The organism is Ensifer sp. D2-11 (assembly GCF_054161295.1).
In genome coordinates, this window is sequence record NZ_CP096433.1 from 2,675,701 (window position 1) to 2,696,744 (window position 21,044).

Here is a 21,044-nt window from a genome sequence, read left to right on the forward strand (position 1 = left end):
GCTGCGTCGGTTTAACCCCTTCTCAGCCGGCGTCCCCTTTGCTAGCAGTTCGGCGCGATCAAATGGAGCGGCCTCCGCTCCGCGAGGACCCGACATGCAGAAAACACCCGCAGAATGCACGACGATGGCCGATATACGTGTGGAGATCGATCGGCTCGACCGCGCTTTGATGACGCTTTTCGCCGAACGGTGGGGCTATATCGAACGGGCCGCGGAGATCAAACGCCCGCTCAACCTGAAGGCGGACATCCCGGCACGGGTGGCGGAGGTGAAGGAAAACGCGCGCCGGAATGCGGTCGAGCTCGGCCTCGATCCGGACTTCTACGAACGATTCTGGGGACAACTCGTCGAGCGTGCCATTGCGCATGAGCGGAAACTGCTCGGAGAGGACGACGCCTGAAGGCTTCAGCCAAAGGGCTCAGCCGTTGGCGATCAACCGCTCGTCCTGTTCCTCGTCGAAGCTGTTCTTGCGGCTGAGATGGCTTTCCCAGTCGAAGGCGCTCCGGACGATATGCTCGAGGCTCGCATGGGTCGGGACCCAATCGAGCTTCAGCCGGGCTACGGACGGGTCGGCGACTATTTGCGCCGGATCGCCCGGGCGCCGCGGCGCGTAGTCCACCATAAAATCGCGGCCGGAGACCTGGCGCACGGTATCGAGCACCTGCAGCACCGAGAAGCCGTGGCCATAGCCGCAATTCGCAATCAACGGTTCACCGCCAGCCCTTAGGTAGGCGAGCGCGCTCCTGTGTGCCGCCACGAGATCACTCACATGGATATAGTCTCTGACGCCGGTACCGTCCGCCGTCGGATAGTCCGTGCCCAAGACATCGATCTTTCGGCGCCTCCCGAGCGCCGCCTCGCAGGCGACCTTGATCAGATGTGTGGCGCCGAACGTCGACTGGCCGGCGCGGCCGAGCGGGTCGGCCCCGGCCACGTTGAAATAGCGCAACGCGACAAAGCGGAAATCATGCGCGGCCGCAGCGTCCTGCAGCATCATCTCCGACATCAGCTTGGAGCGGCCGTAAGGGCTCTGGGGCCGCAGGGCGGCCGTCTCGCTGACCGGGTCGGGCCTGTCCTGGGTTCCATAGACGGCGGCGGTCGATGAGAAGACGAGATGGCGAATACCGGCCTCGACGGTTGCCGCAATGAGCGTGCGGGTATTGGCCGTATTGTTCTCATAATAGGCAAGCGGGTTGGCGACCGATTCCGGTACGACGGCCGAGCCCGCGAAATGGACGACCGAGTCGATTTCGTTCTCGGCAAACACCCGCTGGAGCAGCGCCCGGTCACCGACATCGCCGAAGTAGAAGCGCGCCTCCGGTGCGACCGCCCAGCGAAATCCGGTCGACAGACAGTCGAGCACCACCACCGCTTCGCCGCCGTCGAGCAGCGACCACACCATGTGGCTGCCGATGTAACCTGCCCCGCCTGTTACCAATACCGCCATTTCCCGCCCCCTGTCCCCTGCATATGCGGGATCAGAAAAGACGAGTTCACGTTTCAGAAATGGTAAATCGCAGCGCTGTTCGCCTGCCCGCAGCACCTATTCTCGGTTGTGTGGTTAAGGGTCCGCCGCACCGATCGCTCGGATTTTACCGATTGGCCGTATGGTCGCCGAAAATGCCCCGTCAGCGGCTGAGGATGTAGCGCTGCAAGCGCTCTGCGGCCTCGGCGATCTGGAGCGGATCGCGCAGGAAGCAGGCGCGCATGAAAAGCGCTCCGCCCTCGCCGAAGGCCGTCCCCGGCGCGAGACCGACGCCGGTCCGGTCGACGATGTCGAGTGCCGCGGCCCGCGAGTCGGTGACGCCGTCGATCTTCAGGAAGGCGTAGAGCGCGCCATCGGGTTTCAGCGTTTCGACGCGGTTGGTCGCGATCAGCGCGTCGCAGAGCGTATCGCGGTTGCGCTTCGCTTTGGCGATGTTCTCTTCGACGAAGCCGTCGCCCTCGTCGAGCGCGGCGACTGCCCCGCGCTGCATGAACTGCGCGACACCGGAGGTCGAATACTGGATGAGATTTTCGAGCACCTGCCCCATCGCCGGCGGCGCCACGATCCACCCGACACGCCAGCCGGTCATGGACCAGTTCTTGGAAAAGGAATTGACGAAGAGGATGCGGTCCTCCTCCTCCATCACGTCGAGGAAGGACGGCGCCCGGCCGTCGGGATAATAGTAAAGCGCGTAGATCTCGTCGGCGATGATCCAGAGGCCATGCTCGCGCGCGAGCGCCAGAATGGCCTTGAGATCCTCGCGGGTGGCGGTCCAGCCGGTCGGGTTGGACGGCGTGTTGATGAAAAGCGCCCGCGTCCTCTCCCCGATCGCCGCCTGAAGACGTTCGGGATCGAGCCGCCATTTGCCGCCTTCGAATTGCAGCGGAACGGCGACCGGGCGAACGCCGGAGAGGTCCGCAGCGGCCGCAAAATTCGGCCAGGCGGGCGTCAGCAGGACCACCTCGTCGCCGGGAGAGCCTACCGCCTCGATCGCAAGCTTGATCGCCTGCATTCCCGAACCGGTAACATAGAAGTTCTCGGGCGAAAGCGCTTTCCGGAACCGGCGCTGGTAATAGCGGACCAGCGCCTCGCGCAGCGGCGGGATGCCGCGCTGCCAGGTGTAAAAGGTCTCGCCTGCCATCAGCGCGTCGGCTGCCGCGCGGCTGACGAAATCCGGCGTCGGCAGATCGCCCTCGCCGACCCAGAGCGGGATCAGTCCTTCACGCCCGCGCGCATAGTTGACCACTTCGACGATCCCGCTTTCGGGCGCTGCCGTCGCGCGGGGGCTGAGGCTGGTCATGATCGTCATCGGCGGGCTCCTGATTGCCCGCCGTTTCTAGACGCTTTGGCGTCGGCGATCACGCGAATTTCTCTGACCTGTTTATCGAATTCTGTGATGTTTCCATCACCCGGCGGCCCCGGACCGCCGAGTGACTGGCGCCTCAGGCGCGCTGCTTCAGAAGATCGCGAATTTCGGAGAGAAGCAGGATGTCCTGCGGCGGCGGTGCGGCCGGGTCCGGCGCCTTGTCCCTTTCGACCGAAGCACGCGCGCGATTCACGAGCTTGATCAGCAGGAAGATGATCCAGGCGAGGATCAGGAAGTTGATGAGCACGGTGATGAAATTGCCATAGGCAAAGACCGCGCCCTGTTCGCGTGCGGCCGCAAGCGTCGGCGCGGTGACATTGGCGGAGAGTGGCAGGAAATAGTTGGAGAAATCGAAGCCGCCGCCGGTGATCGCTCCCACGACCGGCATGACGAGGTCGTTGACGACCGAATCGACAATCTTGCTAAAGGCCGCACCGATGATCACGCCGACCGCAAGGTCCATGACGTTGCCGCGGGCGATAAACTCCTTGAATTCGTTCAGCATGCCTCTCTCCGTGGAAATCCCCCGGACGGCCACCCGCACCTGTCTTGCGCGGCAACCGCCGGTAGGAATCTAGACCAAAGCCCCGCGTGAGGAAATCGTACTCCTTGCATTTGGTCAAGCGCTGCGGATATCGGCGGGTGATCTTGAACTTAAGACTGATGCGCCGGCCGATTTCCAACCAAATGGACTTGCCCTATGCTGGCCGCGGAGGAGTGAGGCATGCTTTCGGGTTCGGTCATTTTTGCCTCGGCCTTCGCCTACCTGCTGCTGCTCTTCGCAGTTGCAAGCTATGGCGACCGGCGAGCCAGACGCAACGAGATTGCCGCGAAGGGCAGGCCGCTCGTCTATGCGCTGAGCCTGGCGATCTACTGCACATCCTGGACCTATTTCGGCGGCGTCGGCCTTGCGGCGGAGCGCGGACTCGAATTCACCGGCATCTATATCGGCCCGATCCTGATGTTCACGCTCGGCATGCCGCTGATCCGCCGCATCGTTCGGCTCGCCAAGACCGAAAAGCTCACCTCCGTCGCCGATTTCGTGGCTGCGCGCTACGGCAAGAACCCGGCCGTTGCGGCAATCGTCGCGCTGATCTCGCTCGTCGGGGCCATTCCCTATATCGCATTGCAGCTCAAGGCAGTGTCGAGTTCTGTCGCCACGATGATCGACACCAGCGATTACGGCATAGGCTCGGGCGAGAACTTCGTCGACCTGCCGCTTCTGGTCACGCTCTTTCTCGCCTGTTTCGCGATCGTCTTCGGTACGCGCCATACGGATGCGACGGAACACCAGGACGGCCTGATCCTCGCGATCGCGATGGAATCGGTCGTCAAGCTCGTGGCTATGCTCACGGTGGGCGTCTATATCGTCTTCGTCCTGTTCGGCGGGCCTGCGAATCTATGGGCAGAAGCGCAGCAAAGCGCCACCGTCATCGCCGCGCTCGAATACCAGACGCCGGTCGCGCGCTGGATCCTGATGATCGCGCTTTCCGCCTTCGGTATCATCATGCTTCCCCGGCAGTTCCACGTGACGGTCGTGGAAAACCGCACCGATAACGAACTGCGCACGGCCGGCATCCTCTTCCCGCTTTATCTGATCGCAATCAACGCCTTCGTCCTGCCGATCGCGATCGCCGGCATCCTGACCTTCTCCGGCTCCGGCAATGCGGATCTCTATCTTCTGGCACTGCCGCTTGCCGGCGACGTGCCGCTGGTCACGCTCTTCACCTTCATCGGCGGCTTCTCCGCAGCGACCGCCATGGTCATCGTCGCTTCGGTCGCGCTCTCGATCATGGTTTCGAACGACATCGTCATGCCGGTATTCCTGCGCCGCAGGCTCGGCACGCGCGGTTCTCTCCAGGAGGACATGGCCGGTACGCTCCTCAATATCCGCCGCACGGCGATCTTCGTCGTTCTTTTCCTCGGCTACGGCTATTATCGCGCCGCCGATATCAGCGCCGGCCTCGCCTCGCTCGGGCTGCTCTCCTTCGCCGCCATCGCGCAGATGGCGCCGGCGCTCCTCGGCGGTCTCGTCTGGCGGCAGGCCAATGCCCGCGGCGCGATCGCGGGGATGGTCAGCGGCTTTCTCGTCTGGGCCTATGTCCTTTTCCTGCCGAGCCTCGGCGGGCCGGACAATTCTCACATCGCCTCCACGGTGCTCAGCTTCCTGCTGCCCTTCACCGATCTCTTCTCCGGCGCGCAGTCAGACCCGCTGGTGAATGCGACGGCTCTCAGCATGCTCGTCAATGTCGCGGCCTATATCGTGGGTTCGCTGACGCGCGCGCCCAAACCCCTGGAGCGCTTCCAGGCGGGCGTCTTCATCACCCGCCGCTCACGCACCGAGCGGACCTTCCGCGGGCGCAAGACCAAGGTGACGGTGCGCGACCTCAAGACGACGATCGGCCGTTACATGGGCGAGGAGCGCATGCAGCGCTCCTTCCATACCTATGAACAGCAATCCGGCCGCTGGCTCGACGACAACGCCTCCGCCGACATGGCGCTTGTCCACTTCTCGGAACAATTGCTCGGCAGCGCAATCGGCTCGTCCTCCGCCCGGCTCGTCCTTTCGCTTGTCCTGCAGCGCATGGACGACACCTCCTCCGACACCGCCTGGCTGCTCGATCAGGCGAGCGAGGCGCTCCAATACAACCAGGACATGCTGCATACGGCGCTCTCGCAGATGGACCAGGGCATTGCCGTCTTCGACAACGCCAACAATCTCATCATCTGGAACCGACGTTTCCGGGAACTCATGGACCTGCCCGAGGCCGCCGGACAGGTGGGCTTTCCGCTGGCCGACATCGTCGCCATCCTTGCCCGCCGCGGGGATGTCCGCAAGGATGAGGAGAAGGCGCTGATCGCCAATTTCCTGACGCTCGACAAGCCCTTCCTGCTCGAACTTGCAGGCGGCGCCCGCATCCTCGAAGTCAGAAGCAATGCCATGCCCGACAAGGGCATCGTCACGACCTACACCGACATAACCCAGCGCGTCGCGGCCGACATGGCGCTCAAACAGGCGAATGAAACGCTGGAATTGCGCGTCGCCGAGCGGACGGGAGAACTCACACGCGTCAACCGCGAACTGGGCGAGGCAAGAGCGGCCGCCGAGGAGGCGAATATCGGCAAGACCCGCTTCTTCGCCGCTGCCGGTCACGACATCCTGCAGCCCTTGAACGCGGCGCGGCTCTACTCCTCGTCGCTGGTCGAGCGACTGGGCGATTCCGACAACCGGGCGCTGGTGCAGAACATCGATTCCTCTCTCGAATCGGTGGAAGCCATCCTCGGCGCCGTGCTCGACATTTCGCGGCTCGACACCGGCGCGATGAAGCCGCGCCTGCAATCCGTACCGCTCGACGAATTGCTCAGGCGGATCGAGACGGATTTCGCGCCGATGGCGAGGGCGAAGGATATAGAACTCGTCATCATGCCGACATCGCTCGCGGCGCGCAGCGATCCGAACCTGCTCAGGCGCCTCGTCCAGAACCTCGTATCGAACGCCATAAAATACACACTTCGGGGCAAGGTGCTGGTCGGCGTGCGCCGGCACGGGCAGACGGCGACGATCGAAGTTCTCGATTCGGGTATCGGCATTCCATCATCGAAATTCCGCACCGTCTTCAAGGAATTCGCGCGCCTTGAAGAAGGCGCGCGAACCGCGTCGGGGCTCGGCCTCGGTCTCTCCATCGTCGACCGCATCTCGCGGGTTCTCAATCACCCGGTCGGCGTGCAATCGAAGCCGGGAAAGGGCACCGGCTTCAAGGTCACCGTGCCGCTCGACAAGAGCGCCGGCGGCAGGCTGAAACCGCAATCCGTCGCAGCGGCGAAAACGAGCGAAGCACTGGCCGGGCTCAACGTCATCTGCATCGACAACGAGCCGAAGATCCTTGAAGGCATGGCCCTGCTGCTCGGCGGTTGGGGCTGCAGCGTGACGACCGCCGAGTCGCTCGCCGCCTGCACTGAAATGGCGCCCGGCAGGCTGGGCGTGCGTCCCGACGCGATCATCGCCGACTATCACCTCGGCGATGGCACCGGTGTCGAGGCGATTGCCGCGATCCGCGGCCTCTGGCAGGAGAGTATCCCCGCCCTCATGGTAACGGCCGACCGTTCGCCCGAAGTGCGCGGCGCCGCCGAACGGGACGGCGTCTCGCTGCAGCACAAGCCCGTCCGACCGGCGGCTCTGCGCGCCTGGCTCACCCAGCTTGCCGCGGCGGGACGCGCGGCGGCGGAATAAAGTGGCTTACCGTTCGGGATTGCCCCTCATCCGGCCTGCCGGCCACCTTCTCCCCGCAGGCGGGGCGAAGGGACGAGCTGCGACTCCCGGCGCACTCTCACCGTCTGCGAGGCAGCGGGATGAGGGGCAAAAATCGCAAATCCCAGGAGCGGCGGACTCAGGCCGCCGCGACCGTCCCCAGCTTCGATAGCTGGATCACCGCCTGTGTACGGCTGTCGACGTTGAGCTTCAGGAGGATCGCCGAGACATGCGCCTTGATCGTCGCCTCCGAGACGCCGAGTTCATAGGCGATCTGCTTGTTGAGCAGCCCCTCGGCCAGCATCGAGAGGACGCGGGACTGCTGCGGCGTCAGCGTCTGCAGCCGATGCAGCAGGTCGGCGACTTCCGGCTCGTATTCCTGGTTCTGGTCGTAACCGGGCGGGACGAACACCTCGCCGGCCATCACCTTTGCGATGCCTTCGCGGATTTCCTCGATACCGGCCGATTTGGACAGGAACCCTGCGGCGCCCAGATCGAGCGCGCGATGAATGGTCGCCGGATCGTCATGGGCCGAGACGATCATCACGGGCAGGCTCGGAAACTCGGCACGCAGCGCGATCAGCCCCGAAAGCCCGCTGACGCCGGGCATGGTCAGATCGAGCAGCATCAGATCGGCGTCCGGATTGTCGGCCGCAGCCCTGCGCGCAGCGGCAAAATCGCCGGCCTCGACGATGGCCGGTGCGCCCGCCATGCCGCTCAGCGCCTGGCGCATTGCGCCGCGGAAGAGCGGGTGGTCGTCGGCGATGATGATGGTCATTTCCGGCATGATGACGCTCCCTCCCAAGAGCCTCGGCCGCGATCCTGCAGCCTCGCGCTGTGGATCCGCCGCATCATCTTATTCCCAAATGATCCCTGTTTCAGGGAAACATGCGCGACGCGCGTCCTCCGGCACGCCACGGCTTGGTTCTCAGGTCTTCTGCGGCAGATTCTCACCCTCGTCGGCGGAATCGCTGCCCTTGTCCTCGAATTCCTTCACGATTCCCATGAACTTGCGCATCATTCTTTCCATGATGCTCATTGCCCGGTCAATCTCTTCATCGTCGGGAAGCGCCGGTTCGGCCGCGGTTTCACCGCTTTCCACGGCCTTTTCCAGCGCTTCGATGCGACTGGTGAGGAGATCGAGTTCGCGCTCGAATGCGGCTCTCTCGTCGGCCGCCATCCTGCAGATGAGCTCCCCGCCCTTTTCCTGGCACAAGGTGACCTCGCCGGTCTCGGTGTCGAGCCGGGCTAATCCGGTTTCCGACTTCTGCATGCTGTAGCGGCCGGGCGAGGCTTCCTGCGCAGCCGCCGGGGCAATGAGACCGAAGCCCAACCCGACTGCGAGTATTGCGACTGCCTGTCTCATGACGTTCTCTCCGTTGAGTGCTTACGGAAAATCCGCCTCGATCTCATGCTGTGCGGTGGACAGGCGCCGATATTTGCGGCAAGGCCATCACTCATGCTCACGACGGATAAGCGAACAAAGATGAACGCTACCATATACAAGATCGTTCCGGCACTTCTATGGCAGGAAGCGCGACGGACCGGCGCGTTTGCAGGCGCCCCCGTCGATCACGCCGACGGGTTCATTCATTTTTCGACCGGGGACCAGGTCGTCGAAACGGCCGCCAGGCATTTCGAGGGTCAGGACGACCTGCTGCTCGTTGCGGTCGACGCGACGGCGCTGGGCGACAAACTCGTTTATGAGCCCTCCCGCGGCGGCGCGCTGTTTCCGCATCTTTACGCTCCGCTTCCGCTTGAAGCCGTATTGTGGGAGAAGCCCCTGCCGCTGCGGCCGGACGGTCAGCACAGCTTCCCGGAACTCGCCCCATGATCGGCCAGTTGGAGCACCTCGCACGGCGCGGCCTTTTCCTCTTCGACCCGGAAGCGGCACACGGCCTTTCGATCAAGGCGCTGAAGAGCGGCCTGGTGCCGAGCTGCGCCGCGCCGGCCGACCCCCGGCTCGGGCAAACCGTGGCGGGCCTCGTTTTTTCCAACCCGATCGGCATGGCTGCCGGCTACGACAAGAACGCCGAAGTCCCGGAAGCGCTGCTGAAGATCGGCTTCGGCTTTACCGAGATCGGCACGGTGACGCCGAGGCCGCAGCCGGGCAACGACAAGCCGCGGCTCTTCCGGCTCGTCGAGGACGAGGCGGTGATCAACCGGCTCGGCTTCAACAACGAAGGGCATGGGGCGGCGCTGGCGCGGCTCAAGGCCTGCTCGCGCGAGGCGCTGATCGGCGTCAATATCGGCGCCAACAAGGACAGCGCCGACCGGATCGCCGATTATGTGACAGGCATCCGAACCTTCTACGCGGTCGCGCGCTATTTCACCGCCAACATCTCCTCGCCCAACACGCCGGGCCTGCGCGACCTGCAGGCGCGCGAGAGTCTCTCGGCGCTGCTTTCGGCCGTGCTTGCCGCCCGGGACGATGAGGCGCGAAAAGGCGGGCGGCAGGTCCCGGTCTTCCTCAAGATCGCTCCGGACCTGACCGAGGAGGGCATGGACGACATCGCAGCCGAGGTGCTGGCGCATGGTCTGGACGGGCTGATCGTTTCCAACACGACGCTTTCGCGTGAGGGTCTGAAAGACCGGCGTCAGGCCAACGAAGCCGGCGGCCTTTCCGGAAAACCGCTCTTCGAGAAATCGACGGCGGTGCTCGCCCGGATGCGCAAGCGGGTGGGACCGCACTTGCCGATCATCGGGGTCGGCGGCGTGTGCTCGGCGGAAACCGCAGCGGAAAAGATCCGCGCCGGAGCCGATCTCGTCCAGCTTTACTCCTGCATGGTCTATGAGGGACCGGGATTGCCGGGCCGGATCGTGCGCGGCCTCTCGGCCCTTTGCGAGCGCGAGAAACTTGCCTCGATCCGCGACATACGCGACAGCCGGCTCGACTACTGGAGCGGCCGGAACGTCTGAGCCGCCCGGCGCGGTATCATCAGCAGCAGGAAAGCGCCGCGCAGCAGCAGGAACAGGTTGAGCCCGGCCCAGAGACCGTGATTGCCGAAGGCAGGGACGAGCACGGCAAGCGCCGCCACGTAGCCGATGAAGGCAGCCAGCATCATGTTGCGCATGTCGCGCGACCAGCCGGCACCGATGAAGACGCCGTCCATCAGGAAGGCGAGTGCGCCGGTCAGCGCCGTCACGGCCGCCCACGGCATATATTCATAGGCGAGCGCGCGCACGTCCGGCGCAGTCGTCAGCATGTTCACCACGGCGTTGCCGAAAGCGAGCAGAGCGAGCGTGGTCAATGCGGCGAGGCCGAGCGACCAAAGGGCAGTCATCCGCAGAACCCGGTCGAAAGCGGGGCGATAGCCGGCGCCGATCGACCGGCCCGTCAGTTGCTCGGCTGCGGTGGCGAGCCCATCGAGATAATAGCCGGCCACAAGGAAGATCGTCATCAGCACGGCGTTCGCCGCAAGCGTCACCGGCCCGAAGGACGTACCGATCCGGGTCACGAGCGTGAAGGCGGCCAGAAGGGCGAAGGAGCGGATCATGATATCGCGGTTGAGGCCGAATAATTTCTTGAGGCGGTCGCGCGCAAAGATCATCGCCCAACCGGGCGCGTCCTTGCTGTCGAAACGGCCGTAGACGATTGCAAACCCCGCAAGCGCGCCGATCACCTCCCCCGCCACGGTGCCGATCGCGACGCCGGCCACGCCCCAGCCGAGGAAGAGGCCGAGCAGGATCGAAAGCACGATATTGGTGCCATTGATCAGCGTCTGCAGCATCAGGCCGAGAGTGCCCTCGCCGCGCCCCAGCACGAATCCGAGGATGGCGTAGTTGGCGAGGGCGGCCGGGCCGGAGAGGATGCGATAGAGGAAATAGGTGCGCGTCACCTCCGCAACTTCCGGACCGGGCCCCATGAGCCAGAGACCGGCGGAAAGCAGGATGGGCGATATAAGCACGATGGCGGCGCCGGTAACGAGCGCGATCATGAGCGAACGCCAGAAGACCGCCTGCTGCTCGCGCCGGTCTCCACGGCCATAGGCCTGCGCGACGAGACCCGTGGTTGCGGCACGCAGGAAATTGAAGGTGGTAAAGATGAGGTCGAACATCACCGCGCCGACCGCGAGACCTGCGAGCAGCTCCGCCTGGCCGAGCCGGCCGACGACGGCCGTGTCGACGAGGCCGAGCAGCGGCGTCGTCAGGAAGCCGAGCGTCATCGGCAGGGCGATCGAGAAGATAAGCCGGTTGGTGACCAGGAAAGGTCCGGCTTCTGGATTGTCCGTGTCGCGCTCGAGGCTTTGCGTGGCCGTCATGATCCTGTCCCTACGGTCCGATTCCGTAGTTCACCCGGGAATCAGCTCAGCTGCAGAGCACCATGGCCCAATAGGGGCGGTTTCCGGAAGCGGAATTCTGCGCCACGGCGACGCCGAGCCCCCGGTAATTGCCGAGCATGTTTTCGAGATGCTTCGGAGAATTGTACCAGGCATCGTAGGCGCGCTCGGCGTCCTTTTGACCCACGGCGATGTTTTCGGCGGCCGGCAGCGTGACGCCCTGCCCCTTCATCCGATCATAGAAACTGTCCCGCCAGCCGATATTGTGCCGCATCTTGCCCGCGCTCGCCATGCGTGCCGCCTGATGCATGGCCGCAACGGAAGCGACCGGATCGCCGGAAAGCGCAGGAAGGCCCCTGCCCTTGCGCAACGTGTTGACGTAGCCGAGCGTCGCGTCGGTCTGATCGCTGCCCGTACCGCCGTCCGGAGAAAGAAGGTTCGAGGTGGTGCAGCCGGTGATCAAGCCGAGGGAAACCACGGCACCGGCACGCAGAAGCAGCCGTCTGCGGGCGACGAAGATCTGGTCGTGCATGCTTACCGTCGATAGCTGAAGAGACGCAGAATGATGAAGAGCGGAATGACCACGACCGCGCCGAGGAGCAGGTAGTCGCCCACCCGTCCGAGAGCCGCGAATCCGGTCCGCCAGAGATCGAGGAGGAAGTTGCGGATACCGTAATAGATATCGGCCGGATACCAGTCGAAGACCGTCATCACGAAGCCGACCAGGATCGACACCACCAGCAGCTTGACGAGCACGCGTAGCGGCGAGTCCCCCAAAAATTTGTTTATTCCGTCCGACATCAGCGAGAACTTCTCCTGTTTCCCTTCACATAAGCCGCCATTCCCAAGCGTGCAAGGCATGACGGTCCCAGGTGCCGCTTCCAGAATCCGCTTGTATTTTGCCTTTTCCGGCGTCAGAAGCGTCCATCGCAACCAAGCCGCATCTCCATGACCTTCAACCAGCTCTCCTCCGGCGACCTGATCGCCGACCGCCGCGCCGACTACGCGAAGATGCTTGCGGAAGCGGGCGATGCGCCAGGTGCGGCGGAACTCATGGCCCAGGCGTTGGAGCTTGCCCCGGACTGGGCGGCCGGCTGGTTCCGGCTGGCGGACTATGAAGAGAAATCGGGCCGAATAGAGGCAGCCGTCGACGCGCTGCGCCATACGCTTCGGCTCAATCCGGAAGACATCTTCGGCGCCAGCCTCAAGCTCGCTTTGCTCGGCGCTACCGAGACGCCCGAACAGCCGCCGAGCGTTTACGTCGAGCGCCTTTTCGACGACTATGCCGAGCGCTTCGACCACGCGCTCGTCGAAAAGCTCGGCTACAGCGTCCCGGAGAAGCTTGCGGCCGTGATCGGCCGGGTGAACGGCGGCGGGCGGTTTCGCCACGTCACCGATCTCGGCTGCGGCACCGGGCTCTTCGGCGAGCGTATCCGCGATCGCGCCGATTTCCTCGAGGGTTTCGATCTTTCCGCCAATATGCTCGCCAAGGCCGAAGCCAAGGGTGTCTATGACCGCCTCGCCCAGGCGGACCTTTCATTGGCTCCGGAGGATTCGGGCGTGTTCGGCGCGCTGGAGCAGCGGCGTGCCGATCTCGTCAGCGCGGCGGACGTGCTGATGTATCTCGGCAATCTCGAAGGTGTCTTCGTCATTGCCGACCGCCTGCTCGCACCGGGCGGGCTCTTCGCGTTTTCCGTCGAGGATGCATGCGGGGCCGACGGCTTCGTGCTGCGTCCGTCGCTGCGCTACGCGCATCCGGAAGCCTATATCGCCTCCCTCTGCAAAGAGAGCGGCCTGTCCATGATCGCGACCGAGCGCACGATCATCCGCAGGGATGCCGGCGAGCCCGTCGCCGGGATATTGTTCCTCGCCTGCAAGCCGGCTTGATGCAGCCCCGACCGGGCGGCGAAAATAGGTCAGCATTGCTTACATATTTTGCTTGTATTTTTTGTGCGCTGCAGCAATGGTGATACCATCGCGATCTGAGGGTCAGCCATGGCACAGGCAAGCAGCGTTTTCGGTCTCTGGAATACCAGTCCCACACGGCACACGCCCGTGGAGGACGTTCAAGGCGTCTTTTCGGGCAGCCTTGTCGCCGCCCTCGGTCTCTATTTCCTGGCGAGTGCCGGACTTCTGACCGGCAGCACCGCAGGCGTCGCCTTTCTTTTGCATTACGCCACGGGCGTGAATTTCGGTCTCACCTTCTTCCTGCTCAATCTGCCGTTCTTCTACCTGTCGCTGAAGCGGCTCGGTCCGGCCTTCACGCTCAAGACCTTCATTGCCATTGCGCTCACCTCGTTCCTGACCGACATGCAATCGCGTCTCTTCGAGATCGGGCAGATCCACCCCGGCTGGGCCGCTCTCATCGGCGGCCTTCTCCTCGGATACGGTCTCCTGGCGCTCTACCGCCACCGCGCGAGCCTCGGCGGCGTCGGCATATTGGGCATCTACCTGCAGGAGCGCTTCGGCATTCGCGCCGGTCTGGTGCAACTCGCGATCGACTTGGTCGTTCTCGCGGCCGCATTCTTCGTGACGACGCCGACGGTCGTCATCTGGTCAGTGCTCGGAGCGGTGGTCCTCAACCTTTTCGTGGCGATCAACCACCGCGCCGACCGCTATATCGCGCTTTAACGCCCAGAGCTTCAGGGAAACATCCCGCTCTAAGCCGCCACGGCCGGCGCGTCGATTGGGGGCAAGGCGCGGAAGCCGACGCACAGCCGGTTCCACACGTTGATGGCGCCGATCGCGACGGTGATCTTAGTCATTTCCTCCTCGTTGAAATGCGCCTTGAGCGCCTCATAGGCGTCGTCGGGCGCGCGTGTCTCCGCCACATTGGTCAGCGCCTCGGTCCAGCCGAGGACCGCCCGTTCGCGCTCATCGAAATGCGGCGATTCGCGCCAGACACAGACGAGGTTGATCCATTGCTGACTGAGGCCGCTGTGGCGCGCCTCCTTGGTGTGCATGTCCACGCAATAGGCGCAGCCATTGATCTGCGATGCGCGCAGCTTGATCAGGTGGATAAGGCGAGGCTCGATTCCCGAGCCTTTGACATAGCTGTCGAGCGCGGCGACCGCCTTGTAGGCGTCCGGAGCGGCTTTCGCAAAATTCAGACGTGACTGCATGATCTTCTCCTGTCTGGCTGATTGGATGGTGATTCACATCAGGCGGCATTGCCCGATTTCCGTTCATGAAGGGCGAGAAAACCGTTCGTTCCCGCCGCGATCGCCCCGTCGCGGTCGATAGCTTTCAGGTCGGCCATGATGGCGGCGATGGTCACGCGCCGGAGTTCGGCGCGATAGGCCTGCTCGGCCCTGAGCATCGCGACATTGATCGTGCACGGCGCGGCCGGCTTGCAGGAATAGGGATTGGGGCCGCGAAGGCGGATTTCGTTGCAGCGAAAGGCCGGCTCCGGCCCCTCCACCGCGAGGACGATATCGAGCAGGGTGATCTTCTCGGGCGCGCGTGCAAGCCGGTAGCCGCCCTTCGGCCCCGGCACGGCCTCGAGCAGTCCGGCCCCAGACATCGCCTGCAGATGCTTCAGCAGGTAACTGGTCGAGACGCCGTGGAACTCGGCGAGCGCTGCGGCCGACAGGGTACTGCCAGGCTGAAGACAGCTCAGCATCGTCACGCTGTGAATGGCCTGTTCGACGCCGTCGCCGAGTTTCATTCGCGCCTCCTATCGTAGATAAAATTTATCCATGATTCGCGTTTCGAGTCAATCCTTGCAACAGCACGAACAATGCCGGCTTCTCTTTTGCCGCGTTTGATCTACCTTTGTTCTCCGTGGACAGGATCGATTCTCCGTCGCCGGAAGGCGACGCCCTGACGTTGCCGGCACCCTTTCTCCGGTGGTTCGCCGAAAAGGGTTGGCGTCCGCGCGCCCATCAGCTCGAACTTCTGTCACGCGCCGAGGCGGGCGAGAGCACGCTTCTGATCGCGCCGACCGGAGCCGGCAAAACGCTCGCCGGCTTTCTGCCTTCGCTCGTCGACATCACCAGGCGCGGCAGGATCCCGCCCGGCGCGCCCTTCACCGCCATCCACACGCTCTACATCTCGCCGCTCAAGGCGCTTGCCGTCGACATCGAGCGCAACCTCATGAAACCGGTCGGCGAGATGGGGCTGCCGGTGAGTATGGAAAACCGTACCGGCGACACGCCGCAGGGCAAGCGGCAGAGGCAGAAGCTCAACCCGCCCGACATACTGCTCACGACACCGGAGCAGCTCGCGCTGCTTCTGGCCAATGGCGAGGCGGAGCGCTTCTTCAAGGACCTGCGCTATGTGGTTCTGGACGAGCTGCACTCGCTGGTGATGTCGAAGCGCGGCCATCTCCTATCGCTCGGCCTCGCGCGGCTGCGCCGCCTGGCGCCCCGTCTCCAGACGATGGGGCTTTCGGCTACGGTCGCCGATCCGATGGATCTGCAGCGCTGGCTGGTCGCTCAATTTCTCGCCAAGGAGAACCATGCGGGGCTGATCACCGTTTCTGGGGGCGCAAAGCCCGAGATCTCCATCCTTCGGACCGACAACCAGGTGCCTTGGGCCGGGCATTCGGCGCGTTATGCAATCCCGGACGTCTACGCCGCCATCAAGGAACACCGAACGACGCTGCTCTTCGTCAACACCCGCAGCCAGGCCGAGATGCTGTTCCAGGAACTCTGGAAGATCAACGACGACAATCTGCCGATCGCTCTGCACCACGGCTCTCTCGATGTCGCCCAGCGCCGCAGGGTCGAGGCGGCAATGGCCGAAAACCGCCTGCGCGCCGTCGTCGCCACGTCGACCCTCGATCTCGGCATCGACTGGGGCGACGTCGATCTGGTCGTCCATGTCGGGGCGCCGAAGGGAGCAAGCCGGCTTGCGCAGCGCATCGGCCGCGCCAACCACCGCATGGACGAACCGAGCCGCGCCATCCTGGTTCCGGCCAACCGTTTCGAGGTCATGGAGTGCCAGGCGGCGCTCGACGCCAATTACGTCGGCGCTCAGGACACGCCGTCGATCGGCAAGGGTGCGCTCGACGTGCTGGCGCAGCACATCCTCGGCATGGCCTGCGCGCAGCCTTTCGATGCGCTGGAACTCTATGAAGAGGTGATCAGCGCCGCGCCCTATGCCCGGCTTGCCTGGGAAACCTTCGAGCGGGCCGTCGATCTCGTCGCCACAGGCGGCTATGCCCTCCGCACCTATGAGCGCTATGCCCGCATCCGAAAGACGAAGGACGGGCTCTGGCGGGTCTCCAACCCGATGGTTGCGCAGCAATACCGCCTCAATGTCGGAACGATCGTCGAGTCGCCGATGCTGAACATCCGCATGGTCAAGCGCAACCAGCGCGGTTCGCTTGGCCGCGGCGGCATGTCGCTCGGCAAAGTCGAGGAATCGTTCCTCGAAATGCTTTCACCGGGCGACACCTTCCTCTTTTCCGGCAAGGTGCTGCGCTTCGAAGGCATCCGCGAGAACGAGTGCCTGGTTTCGCAGGCGTTTTCCTTCGATCCCAAGGTGCCGAGTTATGCCGGCGGCAAGTTTCCGCTCTCCACCTATCTCGCAGCACAGGTAAGAAAGATGCTCGCCGATCCGGCGCGCCGCGCCGGTCTGCCCGACCAGGTCAGGGACTGGCTGGCGCTGCAGGGCGACGTGTCGATGCTTCCGCGCGACGACGAACTCCTGATCGAGACCTTCCCGCGGGGCAGCCGGCACTACATGGTCATCTACGCCTTCGAAGGCAGGCTCGCCCACCAGACGCTCGGCATGCTCCTTACCCGCCGTCTCGACCGTGCCGGCCTGAAGCCGCTCGGCTTCGTCGCGACCGACTATTCGCTCGCCGTCTGGGCGCTCGACGACATGGGCGCGGCGTTCCGGGCGCGGGCGCCGTCGCTCGGCCAGCTCTTCGACGAGGATATGCTGGGCGACGATCTGGAGGCGTGGCTGAACGAATCCTTCCTCCTGAAACGTACCTTCCGCAATTGCGCGGTCATCGCCGGGCTTATCGAGCAGCGCCACCCCGGCAGGGAGAAGACCGGGCGGCAGATCACCGTTTCCGCCGACCTCATTTACGACGTATTGCGCGCGCACGAGCCGGATCACATTCTCCTCGAGGCGACGCGCAACGATGCGGCCACGGGACTTTTGGACATCGGCCGCCTCGGCTCAATGCTCAAGCGGATCAAGGGCCATATCACCCACCGCAGGCTCGATCAGATCTCGCCGCTCGCCATACCGGTCATGCTGGAGATCGGGCGGGAATCGGTGCATGGAGAAGCACAAGACTTCCTGCTCACGGAAGCGGCCGACGATCTAATCAACGAGGCGATGGGCGGTCACGGTACGGATGGATGAGAGAACTATGAGAGAGCGAAAATCCTCTGATCCCTGTCGGACCCCTCCGCGGCGCCCCTCATCCGCCTGCCGGTCCCTTCTCCCCGCAGGCGGGGAGAAGGGACCCGCGGCAAGCGCCGCCACTACCGTTTTCACCGGCGTATCGTGGGGCACGTCCCCTCTCCCCGCATGCGGGGAGAGGGTTAGGGTAAGAAGCCTTTCTCGCCCACTCACAAGAACACCGCAATGACCATGCATCGGCTCATCTACGCGACATCACCTGCCGTCAACCCATCCCTGCACGCGCGCACGTCCATCAATGGAGTCGCCGCGATCTGCGATCCGCTCGGCGGTCTCTACTTTCCCGAAAGCCGGACGCTCGTCGTATCCGACCTCCATCTCGAAAAAGGCTCCGCCTTTGCCCGGCGCGGCATGATGCTGCCTCCCTACGATACGCTTGCGACGCTCCGGATATTGGATGCGGTCATCGCCCGCCACGACCCCGCGACGGTCATCAGCCTCGGCGACAATTTCCACGACCGGAAGGGATCGGCTGCAATGCCGGAAACCTTCCGCCAGATGATCGCGGCCATGGCCTGTGGCCGCGAATGGATATGGATCAACGGCAATCATGATCCGGACGGCGCACAGGGGCTGCCCGGCGCCTCCATGGACGAGCTCCGCCACGCGGGCCTGGTCTTCCGGCACGAACCTTCGAGACGCGACGGGATCGGCGAGATCGCCGGCCACCTGCATCCCTCGGCGACCGTGAGGCGGCGGGAAAGATCGGTGAGGCGCGCCTGCTTCGCGACCGACGGCAAGCGCCTCGTCATGCCTGCTTTCGGGGTCACGACGGGAGGTCTCGACCTCAGGCACCGTGAGATGAGCGGCCTCTTCGACCGGCAGCAGCTCGTCGCCCACATGCTCGGCCGCGACCGGATCTATTCGGTGCGCTTCGCCAACCTTCTCGGGTGAGGTTGGAGCACTTCCAGGAAAAATGTGTAACGGTTTTCCGTCCGGAAGTGCGTAGTTTCAAAAAGGGTTGGAGCGGGGTGCGGGCGGAAAACCGCCCACACTTTTCCTCACCCCGCTCTCTAGAACGCGTTGAAAGTCAGCGTCGTCAGCGAGCGAGAGATGCCGGGAACCGTGGCGATATTGTCGTTGATGAACTTTCCGATGTCCTGGCCTTCCTCGACGTAGACCTTCAGAAGCAGATCATAGTCACCGCTGGTCGAATACATCTCCGAGACGATCTCCTTGCGGTAAATCTCGTCGGCCACCTCATAGGTCTTGCCGGGGGCGCATTGCAGTTGCACGAAAATCGGTTTCATGGGGTTTCCTCAAGTTTCGCATCGTTTGCCGCCGATGCCCGTGCTTCCTTAAACCGCCATAACGCAAAATGGAACGCCAACTCGGTTTGCCGGCTCCCTCACTCCTTGCGGAAGAGCAGGCTGGCACCCCAGCCGGTGACGACCGCGAGGGTTACGGCCAGGAGGCCGTAGATCACCGGCTGGTCGTGGGCGGCGCGGGTAATCGCCTGTTCGAGGCCGGTCTTCACCACCCTGAGCGGAAGAGCCTTGGCGGCGACGAAGACGCCATCGCGGAAGAGATAGGCGCGTACGACATGGATGCCGTTCGGGACGTTGGCCGGCAGCCGCACCGAGGCCTTGAACAGGCTCGAACTGATGAACTGCACCCCGCCCGGATCCCGCTGATAGACGCCGCTCGTCTCGCGAATCCTCCGGAAGGCGTTGCGGAACTCGCCGAGCGTGCTGCCGTCGCCGACGAAGCCGAGCGGCACCAGCCGCATGTGGTCGACGCCGATGCCCATATTGGCGATGTCGCGCCGCGGCGCGATCGTCTCGATGGCGCGGGTACTCGAAAGCGAGTAGGCCTCCGGCACGAGCTCGAAGGTCATCGACTGGGTATTGACCCAGATACCGAATACCCGCTCCTTCTTTCGCACCGTCGCATTGTCCTTCGGCCCTTCCAGCACGACGATGATATTGTATTTGCCCTGCGCCAGGAGGCTGGCGTCGAAACCATCGATGGCGCCGAAGATCGTCAGGTCGGCGCCGCGGAAATCGGAGGTGATGGCAATCTCTTCCGTCGAGATGCCGATCTCGAGCTTCTCGGTGAAGTCGGTGACCTGGCGCTCCAGAACCTGCGCTGCGGCCGGGGCGGCGACGGCTAGAACCAGGGCGACGAGCGAGGGAAGGAGAAGCGAGCGCATCAGAAGCCTGCCGCCGCGGATACGACCGAGTAAATGTCCTTCGGCGGTATGACGAGCTCGACCGCCAGGCGGATGCCGACGGCGAGAACGAGCAGCGCCAGCAGTGCCCTGAGCTGCTCGCCGCGCAGCCGCTGGCCGACGCGCACGCCATATTGCGCACCGATGACGCCGGCGATCATCAGCACGAAGGCCAGCACGATGTCGACGGTGTAGTTGGTCGAGGCCTGGACGATCACCGTATAGGCGGAGACGAAGACGATCTGGAAGAGCGAGGTGCCCACGACGACGCTGGTCGGGATGCGCAACAGATAGATCATGGCAGGCACCATGATGAAGCCGCCGCCGACGCCCATCACCGAGGTCAGCACGCCGATGGAAAAGCCGAGCGTCGCCACGGGGATGACACTCAGATAGATCTTCGACTTCTTGAAGCGCATCTTCAGCGGCAGGCCGTGGATCCAATTGTGCTGCCCGGGCCGCCTGAGCTGCGCCGGCTGGTTCTTCGCCGCCTTGCGCATGGCGCCGATGCTCTCCCACAGCATCAGCGCGCCGACCGAGCCGAGAAGTACCACGTAAAGCAGCGAGATCACCAGATCGAGCTGGCCGATGCTCCTGAGCAGCGAGAACAGCCAGACGCCGACGGTCGCGCCCACAAGGCCGCCGCACAGGAGCACCGTGCCGAGCTTGATATCGATGGTGCCGCGGCGGAAATGGGCGATCGCCCCTGATATCGACGAGGCGACCACCTGGTTGGCGCCGGTCGCCACCGCCACGACGGGCGGAATATTGTAGAAGATCAGGAGCGGCGTGATCAGAAACCCGCCGCCGACGCCGAACATGCCGGACAGAAAACCGACGGCCGCGCCCATGCCGAGAATGATGAAGATGTTCACCGACAACTCAGCAATGGGCAGATAGACCGTCACGGCCGCACCTCGATATGCCAGCGGCCCGCAGTGCGGGCGGAAATTGCTCCTCCACAATTCCTAACCGCAAACAATTGAGGAATTGTGCAATGTTTCACTATTCTCAAGCTTCACGCGCCCGAAGAGGCGCACGCCGCTATCCTTCGAAGTGGTACATGATCAACCACGGACGGGGATGTATTGGTGGACCGTTCGCGCCCC

At 63.9% G+C, this 21,044-nt stretch carries 21 protein-coding genes; 8 read left to right on the forward strand and 13 right to left on the reverse strand.

Translation table 11 applies throughout. From position 1 onward, the window contains the following. Positions 1-94 precede the first annotated feature (94 nt). The gene (locus M1D34_RS12895) at positions 95-400 is read left to right on the forward strand and encodes a chorismate mutase family protein (RefSeq protein WP_010968657.1); all 306 of its coding nucleotides are present in this window, start codon (positions 95-97) and stop codon (positions 398-400) included. Positions 401-418: 18 nt separating this feature from the next. Here the strand turns inward: M1D34_RS12895 and galE are convergent, their stop codons facing one another. The 3 genes from galE to mscL form a co-directional block, all read right to left on the reverse strand. Continuing rightward, positions 419-1,447 (reverse strand): UDP-glucose 4-epimerase GalE, encoded by a 1,029-nt coding sequence (gene galE, locus M1D34_RS12900; protein ID WP_498779332.1) that lies wholly within the window; start codon positions 1,445-1,447, stop codon positions 419-421. Between the two features lie 181 nt (positions 1,448-1,628). Continuing rightward, positions 1,629-2,795 (reverse strand): pyridoxal phosphate-dependent aminotransferase, encoded by a 1,167-nt coding sequence (locus M1D34_RS12905; RefSeq protein WP_498779334.1) that lies wholly within the window; start codon positions 2,793-2,795, stop codon positions 1,629-1,631. Between the two features lie 133 nt (positions 2,796-2,928). Next, the gene (mscL, locus tag M1D34_RS12910) at positions 2,929-3,357 is read right to left on the reverse strand and encodes a large conductance mechanosensitive channel protein MscL (RefSeq protein ID WP_028009744.1); all 429 of its coding nucleotides are present in this window, start codon (positions 3,355-3,357) and stop codon (positions 2,929-2,931) included. A gap of 219 nt (positions 3,358-3,576) precedes the next feature. Here mscL and M1D34_RS12915 point away from each other — a divergent pair, with 219 nt between their 5' ends. Beyond that, entirely contained in the window at positions 3,577-7,083 is a 3,507-nt protein-coding gene (locus tag M1D34_RS12915) for a hybrid sensor histidine kinase/response regulator (protein ID WP_498779336.1), read from the forward strand. Positions 7,084-7,240: 157 nt separating this feature from the next. On the opposite strand, the gene M1D34_RS12920 is transcribed toward M1D34_RS12915, so the two are convergent. Together M1D34_RS12920 and M1D34_RS12925 are read right to left on the reverse strand one after the other, a co-directional pair. Then, complete coding sequence (locus M1D34_RS12920) at positions 7,241-7,888, reverse strand: response regulator (protein ID WP_003530107.1); 648 nt, start codon at positions 7,886-7,888, stop codon at positions 7,241-7,243. A 141-nt stretch (positions 7,889-8,029) separates the two neighbouring features. After that, a complete protein-coding gene (locus tag M1D34_RS12925) occupies positions 8,030-8,467 on the reverse strand; it encodes a hypothetical protein (RefSeq protein ID WP_013843935.1) in 438 nt (145 codons plus the stop codon). Positions 8,468-8,587: 120 nt separating this feature from the next. Here M1D34_RS12925 and M1D34_RS12930 point away from each other — a divergent pair, with 120 nt between their 5' ends. After that, complete coding sequence (locus tag M1D34_RS12930) at positions 8,588-8,935, forward strand: DUF952 domain-containing protein (RefSeq protein ID WP_498779339.1); 348 nt, start codon at positions 8,588-8,590, stop codon at positions 8,933-8,935. Next, complete coding sequence (locus M1D34_RS12935; protein ID WP_003530112.1) at positions 8,932-10,020, forward strand: quinone-dependent dihydroorotate dehydrogenase; 1,089 nt, start codon at positions 8,932-8,934, stop codon at positions 10,018-10,020. Before M1D34_RS12930 ends, M1D34_RS12935 begins: the two co-directional genes overlap by 4 nt. On the opposite strand, the gene M1D34_RS12940 is transcribed toward M1D34_RS12935, so the two are convergent. Genes M1D34_RS12940 through M1D34_RS12950 form a run of 3 tightly spaced genes read right to left on the reverse strand, consistent with a single transcriptional unit; the run spans position 9,996 to position 12,182 of the window. Continuing rightward, positions 9,996-11,363 (reverse strand): MATE family efflux transporter, encoded by a 1,368-nt coding sequence (locus M1D34_RS12940; RefSeq protein WP_015007142.1) that lies wholly within the window; start codon positions 11,361-11,363, stop codon positions 9,996-9,998. The two genes, M1D34_RS12935 and M1D34_RS12940, sit on opposite strands and share 25 nt — an antisense overlap. A gap of 46 nt (positions 11,364-11,409) precedes the next feature. Continuing rightward, complete coding sequence (locus M1D34_RS12945; RefSeq protein ID WP_010968649.1) at positions 11,410-11,913, reverse strand: CAP domain-containing protein; 504 nt, start codon at positions 11,911-11,913, stop codon at positions 11,410-11,412. A 2-nt stretch (positions 11,914-11,915) separates the two neighbouring features. Continuing rightward, complete coding sequence (locus tag M1D34_RS12950) at positions 11,916-12,182, reverse strand: DUF6460 domain-containing protein (RefSeq protein ID WP_003530117.1); 267 nt, start codon at positions 12,180-12,182, stop codon at positions 11,916-11,918. Positions 12,183-12,329: 147 nt separating this feature from the next. Between M1D34_RS12950 and M1D34_RS12955 the strand changes: the two genes are divergently transcribed. Both M1D34_RS12955 and M1D34_RS12960 read left to right on the forward strand, forming a co-directional pair. Next, the gene (locus M1D34_RS12955; protein ID WP_498779342.1) at positions 12,330-13,268 is read left to right on the forward strand and encodes a class I SAM-dependent methyltransferase; all 939 of its coding nucleotides are present in this window, start codon (positions 12,330-12,332) and stop codon (positions 13,266-13,268) included. Positions 13,269-13,376: 108 nt separating this feature from the next. Then, a complete protein-coding gene (locus tag M1D34_RS12960; RefSeq protein WP_003530121.1) occupies positions 13,377-14,012 on the forward strand; it encodes a YitT family protein in 636 nt (211 codons plus the stop codon). 29 nt (positions 14,013-14,041) lie between these two features. On the opposite strand, the gene M1D34_RS12965 is transcribed toward M1D34_RS12960, so the two are convergent. Then, positions 14,042-14,503 (reverse strand): carboxymuconolactone decarboxylase family protein, encoded by a 462-nt coding sequence (locus tag M1D34_RS12965; RefSeq protein ID WP_027992642.1) that lies wholly within the window; start codon positions 14,501-14,503, stop codon positions 14,042-14,044. A gap of 38 nt (positions 14,504-14,541) precedes the next feature. Next, the gene (locus M1D34_RS12970; protein WP_498779345.1) at positions 14,542-15,048 is read right to left on the reverse strand and encodes an Rrf2 family transcriptional regulator; all 507 of its coding nucleotides are present in this window, start codon (positions 15,046-15,048) and stop codon (positions 14,542-14,544) included. A 107-nt stretch (positions 15,049-15,155) separates the two neighbouring features. Between M1D34_RS12970 and M1D34_RS12975 the strand changes: the two genes are divergently transcribed. Together M1D34_RS12975 and pdeM are read left to right on the forward strand one after the other, a co-directional pair. Further along, complete coding sequence (locus tag M1D34_RS12975; protein ID WP_498779347.1) at positions 15,156-17,705, forward strand: ligase-associated DNA damage response DEXH box helicase; 2,550 nt, start codon at positions 15,156-15,158, stop codon at positions 17,703-17,705. A gap of 225 nt (positions 17,706-17,930) precedes the next feature. Continuing rightward, positions 17,931-18,659 carry a ligase-associated DNA damage response endonuclease PdeM gene (gene pdeM, locus M1D34_RS12980; RefSeq protein ID WP_003530129.1) on the forward strand — a complete coding sequence of 243 codons (729 nt, stop codon included), beginning with the start codon at positions 17,931-17,933 and terminating at the stop codon, positions 18,657-18,659. A gap of 119 nt (positions 18,660-18,778) precedes the next feature. Here the strand turns inward: pdeM and M1D34_RS12985 are convergent, their stop codons facing one another. From M1D34_RS12985 to M1D34_RS12995, 3 genes are all read right to left on the reverse strand, one after another. After that, on the reverse strand, positions 18,779-19,015 hold the full coding sequence (locus M1D34_RS12985; RefSeq protein ID WP_003530131.1) for an Lrp/AsnC ligand binding domain-containing protein: 237 nt from the start codon (positions 19,013-19,015) through the stop codon (positions 18,779-18,781). Positions 19,016-19,113: 98 nt separating this feature from the next. After that, a complete protein-coding gene (locus M1D34_RS12990) occupies positions 19,114-19,917 on the reverse strand; it encodes a TIGR02186 family protein (protein ID WP_003530133.1) in 804 nt (267 codons plus the stop codon). Beyond that, positions 19,917-20,843, reverse strand: a complete 927-nt coding sequence (locus M1D34_RS12995; protein WP_003530135.1) for a sulfite exporter TauE/SafE family protein — start codon at positions 20,841-20,843, stop codon at positions 19,917-19,919. The genes M1D34_RS12990 and M1D34_RS12995 overlap by 1 nt, the downstream gene beginning before the upstream one ends. Between the last annotated feature and the right edge of the window lie 201 nt (positions 20,844-21,044).